Origin of the sequence: Bradyrhizobium sp., assembly GCF_019242285.1 — a bacterium.
Lineage (GTDB): Bacteria > Pseudomonadota > Alphaproteobacteria > Rhizobiales > Xanthobacteraceae > Bradyrhizobium.
Map to the genome: position 1 here is coordinate 1 of NZ_JAFAVV010000065.1, position 5,139 is coordinate 5,139.

General features: G+C 66.1%; 4 protein-coding genes. 1 reads left to right on the forward strand and 3 read right to left on the reverse strand.

Features of this window, described 5'->3' with window-relative positions; all coding sequences use genetic code 11:
* Positions 1–74: 74 nt before the first annotated feature.
* Positions 75–314: a hypothetical protein gene (locus tag JOY90_RS02860; RefSeq protein ID WP_291689657.1), complete on the reverse strand. Its 240-nt coding sequence runs from the start codon at positions 312–314 to the stop codon at positions 75–77.
* Positions 315–554: 240 nt separating this feature from the next.
* A complete protein-coding gene (locus JOY90_RS02865) occupies positions 555–968 on the reverse strand; it encodes a hypothetical protein (RefSeq protein WP_291689658.1) in 414 nt (137 codons plus the stop codon).
* Positions 969–2,457: 1,489 nt separating this feature from the next.
* Here JOY90_RS02865 and JOY90_RS02870 point away from each other — a divergent pair.
* Positions 2,458–3,273 carry a DsbA family protein gene (locus tag JOY90_RS02870; RefSeq protein WP_291689659.1) on the forward strand — a complete coding sequence of 272 codons (816 nt, stop codon included), beginning with the start codon at positions 2,458–2,460 and terminating at the stop codon, positions 3,271–3,273.
* Between the two features lie 45 nt (positions 3,274–3,318).
* Here the strand turns inward: JOY90_RS02870 and ftsH are convergent, their stop codons facing one another.
* Positions 3,319–5,106, reverse strand: a complete 1,788-nt coding sequence (gene ftsH / locus JOY90_RS02875) for an ATP-dependent zinc metalloprotease FtsH (RefSeq protein ID WP_291689660.1) — start codon at positions 5,104–5,106, stop codon at positions 3,319–3,321.
* Positions 5,107–5,139: the final 33 nt, after the last annotated feature.

A 5,139-nucleotide genomic window follows, 5' to 3' on the forward strand; every position in this document is an offset into this window, starting at 1 on the left:
TGTTTGCCAACGTGACCACCGGGAGCCGGCTCAATTCCGGGGCCGCCCTCGGCGAGCTCACGTTCGAGCCGCGATCAAAGTCGCTGTTCGTTTCCGATCGCGAGACCGGCCTCATCCATCGCCTCGGCCTCAACGGCGCCGATCTCGGCACTTACGATCACGGCGTTGCCGGGCGCGCCGCTCAAGAGCTGCCGGCTGTCCCCTGGAGCACGCAGCAACCGATCGACATCACAAGCCCTCGCTTCGACAGCGGTGATCCCGCGACCTGGAATCTCGCTTCCCCGGCGCGGCGCGTCTTTGGCGTTGCGGTTCATGACGGCCGCCTCTTCTATGCAATCGCCGAGGGCTTGCAGGTCTGGTCCGTTGGTCTCGGGTCGGATGGCGCCTTCGGCGATGACGCCGTCATCGAACTCGCCGTGCCTCCCGCGCAGGGCCCGACCGAAATCTCGAAGATTACCTTCGACGCTCAGGGCAGGATGCTGGTCGCCGAGCGGCCGGCGCCAACGGGCGCGTTCGATTTCGAAGCGTTGTCTCAGCCGGCGATCGGACGCGTCCTACGCTACGCGATCGTCGGAAAAGCCGCCGGCCGCCGCGTCTGGCAGGAGCAGCCGGACGAATATGCGCTTGGCTTCCCGCATGATTATCGCAACGGTAATGGCGGCGTCGAGGTCGGCTATAATTATGACCGCGACGGCGACATCATCACGGGCTCGTGCGGTGGCTTCGTCTGGATGTCGGGCGAAGATTTGCGTCAGTCCGCCGACGCTACCCTCGCGGAGCGTCTCGCCCGATCGGGCGCTCTGCCAGTCAGCGGTCTTCAGGGCGTCGGCGCGTGGCAGAACCGGCCGCGCAACGCTCCGCCCGTTGAGAGCTATTTCATCAGCTATGCCGATGGTCCTTCCGACGAAGCGGCGCGCGGCCATATGGGCGATATCGCCATACCGAAGGTTTGCGAGGCGGCGGCGCACGCGGGCCTCGAGGTGCCGGCCGCCCCTCCCAGCGCCGCCCCGCCCGCCGGGCCCGGCGCCCCGCCCGTTGCGCCGCCGGGTCGGACGGGGCCACCGCTCATTCCACCGAAAATCCGCCACCCGCCGCCGCCTCCGCCAGGCTCGTGCCAGCCGGACGAAGTGCGCCGCATCCCTTCCGGGAGCTGTGCGCCTAGCTGCCCGCGGCCTGATGTTCAGATCGGCGGCCGCTGTTGTCCGGTCGCGACGCTCGTGGCCAACGCCGAATGTTCGAACTCGGCTTGCCCGGCGGGGCAGACGGCGATCGGACCGAGCAATTTCTGCTGCGATTCGAGCCATGTCTACACCGGCTCTGGCGGCGCGCCAGCCTGCTGCGCCGGCTCGGTGGTCAACGGCCAATGCCAACCCACGAAGCCGCCCGCTTGCCCGCCCGGCGGAGCTGTAACCGCGCAATGCCCGTGCCCCAGTGGCTACGTCCAAGCAGGCGGCACGTGTTGCCTCGAAAGCAACGTCACCTCGACCGGGGTTTGCTGCCCGCCAGGCCAGGCGCCGGCATTGCCCGGCAAGAACATGTGCGTCCCGATCTTCCACATTCCAATCGGACATCTCTGCTGCGCCGCCGGCCGCATTCCGACCGCGGGCGGCGCGTGCTGCGCGCCCGGGAACGTCACGACGACCGGGGTCTGCTGTTCGCAGCCGGTCGACCCATCCAATCGCGCCGAGTGTCCGGCGCAAATCCAAAGCATTCCGGCTTGCGCCGCGGGCTACGCCAGGATGCCGGACGGGAGCTGCTGCAATCGCCGTTTCGTCAGTGCCGACGGACGCTCATGCCTTGTCGGCCAGCTCCCTTGCGGTCCAGGCGAGTTCCGCAATGCGCAGGGAGCCTGCCAGCGCCCGGCACCGCCGCCGGTCGTCGTTCCTCCGCCGGTCGTCATTCCTCCACCGGTCGTCGTGCCGCCTGCCTGCCCGGCCGGCGAGGCGCTGATGCGTAACGGGCACTGTGCGCCGGTCGGACCTCCGCCCTGCCCGCCCGGTCGGGAGCGCAGGCGAAATGGCGTTTGCGCACCGGTCGCCCCGCCGCCCTGCCCGCCCGGCCAGAAGCGCCTGCGAAATGGCGTTTGCGCGCAGGCACCCCCGCCGCACTGCCCACGCGGCCAAATCAGAGCCCCGGACGGTTCCTGCACGCCGATCACCCCGTCCCCCTGTCCGCCCGGCACGACACGTCAAGCGAATGGCGTCTGCGCACCGCTCGCTCCCCTGCACTGCCCGCCCGGATTAATGCCCAATCCGCGTGGAATTTGCGTGCCGGCGCCGTGCCCGCGAGGTGCCATCCGCAATCGCGCCGGCATATGCGTGCCCTTTGGAGGTCCGGGCACGCTGGCGCCTGCTCCCGGTCAGTTCGGTCCACCGCGAGGTCCGGCTTTTCCGGGGCCCGGAGGTGCCGGATTCGGGCCCGGCGGTGGCCAGCCCCACCCACGATAGGAGATCATCGATGCGTTCCGTGCTTCCCGTCATCGCCGCCCTCCTCAGCTGGGTGGGTGCGCCTGGGAGCTCGCCGGCGCAAGACAGCCGCACCGCGACTGAGGCGATCATCAGGGACTACATGGCCGCCCACCCGGACGAGGTGGGCGCGATTGTGAGGGACTATTTCATCAAACATCCGGAGGCGGTCGGCCAGATTCTGGCCGAGCTGATGAAGCACCGCTCGAGCGTGTCGGCGTCGGCGAGCGCGGCGGCCAGGCCCGGCCCGGACAGCGGCGTGATCCGCGCCAACGCCGCGGAGCTCTATGCCTCGCCGCATCAGGTCACCTTGGGAGATCCGCAAGGCGAGGTGACGCTGGTCGAATTCTTCGATTACAATTGCGGCTTCTGCAAGCGCGCGCTCGTGGACACGCTAGCGCTTTTGCGTGACGAGCCGCGCCTCAAGCTGGTGCTGAAGGAGTTTCCGATCCTTGGTCCTGGCTCGACCGAGGCGGCGCGCGTCGCGATCGCGGCGCGCATGCAGGACCCCGCGAAATATCTTGCCTTTCATCAGGAGCTGCTGGGGGCCCCAGGTGTCGCGACCGAGCAGAAGGCGCTCGACGCGGCGAAAGACCAAGGTTTCGACATGGCGCGGCTCGCAAAGGACATGACGAGCGACGAGGTCGCCATTACGATCGGCGAGGATACGAAGCTCGCTTCGGCCCTGGGCATCTCCGGGACACCGAGCTATGTGATCGGCAAGGACGTCATCGTTGGTGCCATCGGCGCCGACGCCCTGAAGGCGCACATCAAACTCGCACGGGAGGCGTCGCGTTCCGCGCAGTAATTGTCGAGGAGGCGCGGCCAATGCCAGCTTACGCAAAATTGTTGTCTATACCGGATTTGCCAACGGGGCGGTCGAGCGGATCGCAGGGAACTGATCGGCCGTCAGAGTCTCCTGGACCAGCAGCAGCCGGGCGCCTGCTTCGAGATCGCCAAGACGCGAGCGCAGAATATCGGTTGCGCGGCTGAACGCCGTCGCCACAAGGTCGCGCACGGCGACATCGATCTCGCGCTCTGTCGAATCTGAGGCATCGACGGGAGTGGTTGTCGTCCCAGCCAGGAAGGGTTGGGGCGGCGGCGCGTAGGTGCGTTGTCCGATCGTCTCGTTCATGCCGTAGCGGGTGACCATTTCCATGGCGATCTGAGTCGCCCGCTGTAGGTCGTCGGAAGCACCCGTGGAGACCTCTCCGTCGAAGATCAGAGCTTCCGCGGCACGTCCGCCCATCAGCACCGCAATTCGGTTTTCGAGCTCCTCGCGCGCCAGCAAGAAGCGATCCTCCGTCGGCCGCTGCATGGTGTAACCGAGAGCCCCGACACCGCGCGGAATGATCGAGACCTTATGGACCGGATCGACCCCCGGCAGGGTCGCGGCAACCAATGCATGGCCCATCTCGTGATGGGCGACCCGACTGCGTTCCACCGGGCCGAGAATACGGCTCTTCTTCTCGAGCCCCGCGACTATGCGTTCGATCGCGGCGGTAAAATCCTCGAGCGTCACCGCCTCGCCGTTGCGCCGCGTCGCCACGATTGCCGCCTCATTCACCAAATTGGCCAGGTCCGCGCCAGTGAAGCCGGGGGTCAACCCGGCGATCTGGTTGAGATCGACGCCTTCTGCCAGCCGCACCTTTTTGACGTGAACCTTGAGGATTTCCAGTCGCCCGGAGCGGTCCGGTCGATCGACCAGCACCTGCCGGTCGAAGCGCCCTGGCCGTAGCAGGGCCGGATCGAGCACCTCGGGGCGATTGGTAGCGCCCAGCAGGATCACTCCGGTACTCGGATCGAAGCCGTCGAGCTCGGCAAGCAGCTGGTTGAGCGTCTGTTCCTTCTCGTCGTAGCCGCCAATCGCGCCGGACATCCGGCTACGTCCAAGCGCGTCCAGCTCGTCAATGAAGATGATGCACGGGGCCGCCTTGCGCGCTTGCTCGAACAAGTCGCGGACGCGCGCGGCGCCGACGCCCACGAACATCTCGACGAACTCGGCGCCCGAAATCGAGAAATAGGGTACACCTGCCTCACCCGCCACCGCGCGGGCGAGCAACGTTTTCCCGGTACCCGGCGGCCCGATCAGCAACACACCTTTGGGAATACGAGCCCCCAGCCGTCCAAACGATCTCGGGTCGCGCAGAAAAGCGACGACCTCCTGGAGCTCGTATTTCGCCTCGTCGACACCGGCTACGTCCCGAAAGGTTACCTTGGTGTCTGTTTCGACATAGACCTTGGCGCGCGATTTCCCAATCGCCATCAAGCCGCCAAGCCCCTGTCGCTCGGCCATACGGCGGAAGCCATAGGTCCAGATCAGGTAGAAGAAGAATATTGGCAGCACCCACGATAAGATTGTCGAGAGAAAACTGCTCGAAGGCGCACCCGTGATGGTAACCCCGTGTTCCTTCAGTTTATCAGCGAGGGCTGGATCGACACGGACCGTGTAGAACAGCTTCCGCCCATCGGGGAACGGCTCCTTGAGCGTGCCTTGTATGGTCTCGGTGCCAACAAGCACTTCGGAAATTTTGTTGTCCGTGAGCAATTGCTCGAACTGGCTATACGGAATGGTTTCAACCTGAGTGAAGCGGAGCCACAGGAACTGGATGAGCATCACGCCGAGGAAGGCCCCAAAAATGTACCAGGTAGCGAACTGGTGCTTGCGCTCCTC

Coding starts and splice junctions, on each gene's coding strand:
- JOY90_RS02860 (WP_291689657.1), bottom strand. CDS start 314: ATGAACCGCAACGCCAAAGACGCGCCGCGCCGGGGAAGCGAGATTCCA.
- JOY90_RS02870 (WP_291689659.1), top strand. CDS start 2,458: ATGCGTTCCGTGCTTCCCGTCATCGCCGCCCTCCTCAGCTGGGTGGGT.